Annotated in this window: 1 protein-coding gene and 2 pseudogenes; all 3 read right to left on the bottom strand. The window is 40.9% G+C overall.

Annotated elements, in window-relative coordinates; translation table 11 throughout:
* Positions 1 to 443 (bottom strand): annotated as a pseudogene (locus WBA23_RS04885) (hypothetical protein); the annotation flags it as partial.
* Between the two features lie 117 nt (positions 444 to 560).
* Positions 561 to 1,133, bottom strand: a complete 573-nt coding sequence (locus WBA23_RS04880) for a hypothetical protein (protein WP_424581128.1) — start codon at positions 1,131 to 1,133, stop codon at positions 561 to 563.
* A gap of 10 nt (positions 1,134 to 1,143) precedes the next feature.
* Positions 1,144 to 1,629 (bottom strand): annotated as a pseudogene (locus tag WBA23_RS04875) (hypothetical protein); the annotation flags it as partial.

Raw genomic sequence — 1,629 nt, 5'->3', positions numbered from 1 at the left:
TATTCTTTCGTTATATCATTAGTTAGATAGTTATTTTCAACCTGGTACCAAGGGGGCAGCTGCGTTTCTTCATAAAACAATTCGTCCAAGTAATAGTCTCGCCAACCCGCAGCAGTAAAATTGTTAGAGCAACTGAATCCACCTTCAGTACCATCCATCAGGCTAGCACATTCACCGTTTGGTAGCTTCTCGTTCTTATGCTTTCTTCCTAAAATACAGTGGCCCAGTTCGTGGTATATTAGTGCTTCTTGCTGGGACTGATTGATGAGTTTCCACCGACCTCGGTCTATCATAATTCTTTTCGGATAATCGTCGCTAACACATTTTCCGCCATTATTACCTGGTAAATTGCCAAATTCAAGCACTATCGCTTCCTGTTCTAGGTTCAGATTAAAGCCTCGTTTTCTACCTTCCTTTATAAACTTTTGTACATAGACGTTCAATTCTGCAGGTGCTGCATAGTACGGTTCTTTATGGGTACATTCTGATAAGAATGTCATACTAAGCACTATCAGTAAAGTAAGCTTATTATGCACTTTGCATACTTTTTATCATTAGAATCATTCATCCGCTTCTTCATCATCCTTTTCAACAGTTAAGTCCGTAAACATAACCATCACTTCTGCTTCATCTTTTTTAAAGATGCTAATCTGGCGGTTGCCGTCTACTCTTATGTAAGCTGTTCCGTGAATAGGATGCGTTACATCCATAAATTGCTCTCCGTACCAATCTTGCATCAGGCTAAGTACGTCCAATTGTAGGCTATCAGCCTGAAGCGGTTTGTTCCAGGGAGCCCAAGCTTCATACTTAAACCTTACCGGCATTTCGTAGATAGTATTTTCGTTAAAATTTGGATAGAAATTCATGGTGGCCGGGTATTTTAGCTCGTCGTCCAGACGATACTCTACCGAGGCTTTTCCTAGACCTTGGCGAATTACACCCTGTTTGTTTAACTCCCAGCAGTGAGCGAAAAATTTTTTAGATGTCATACCAAACCCAATTCCTAAAAACAAGCTATCTTGTCGTACACCGGAAGCTAGCTCGTGATCAACCCACTGTTCGTATTTATCTTTTTTGGAACAACTGCTTACTATAAGTACCAATAGGACTACTACTAATAGATACTTCTTCATGAGTATTATTTTATTTATTTAACAGGGTGTTCTGACTTTCCTTTTTAAAAATGCCCAGTGGCCCATTGTTCTTGACCGCTACCCAAAGCGTATCTTCTGTTCGCGGCAACAATGCCCAATGTCTAACTTCACCCTCTACACTTAGCCCACTTTCCGATGCGCTTACCACCTTCCAATTCTCGCCCTGATTAACTAATAGTGCTCCGTAACTAGCGTTGTATTGACCTACCTCAGGCTTAGCTCCCCGAAAGTTGCCTCCCAATAGCAAATCTAGTTGCCCATCGTTATTCATATCTTGAACCTTAATAGTTTGAACAGGTGATAACTGAACTTCGGTGGGTAGTGATTTTCTGCTAAAATGTCCTCCATGGTTGTAAAACACACTACTTTCCAGAACGTAAGCATCATGTTTGATAGCCCCTTCACGTTGTTGTGGACTGAAGATGTCTTCTACTGTTTTGCTTTGATAGTCGGCGTATCTCAAAAAGCGTTTCTT

Source organism: Tunicatimonas sp. (assembly GCF_049647865.1).
Lineage (GTDB): Bacteria > Bacteroidota > Bacteroidia > Cytophagales > Cyclobacteriaceae > Tunicatimonas.
Note: the sequence above shows the minus strand (reverse complement) of the source record. Positions and strands in the feature narration are given on the sequence as shown.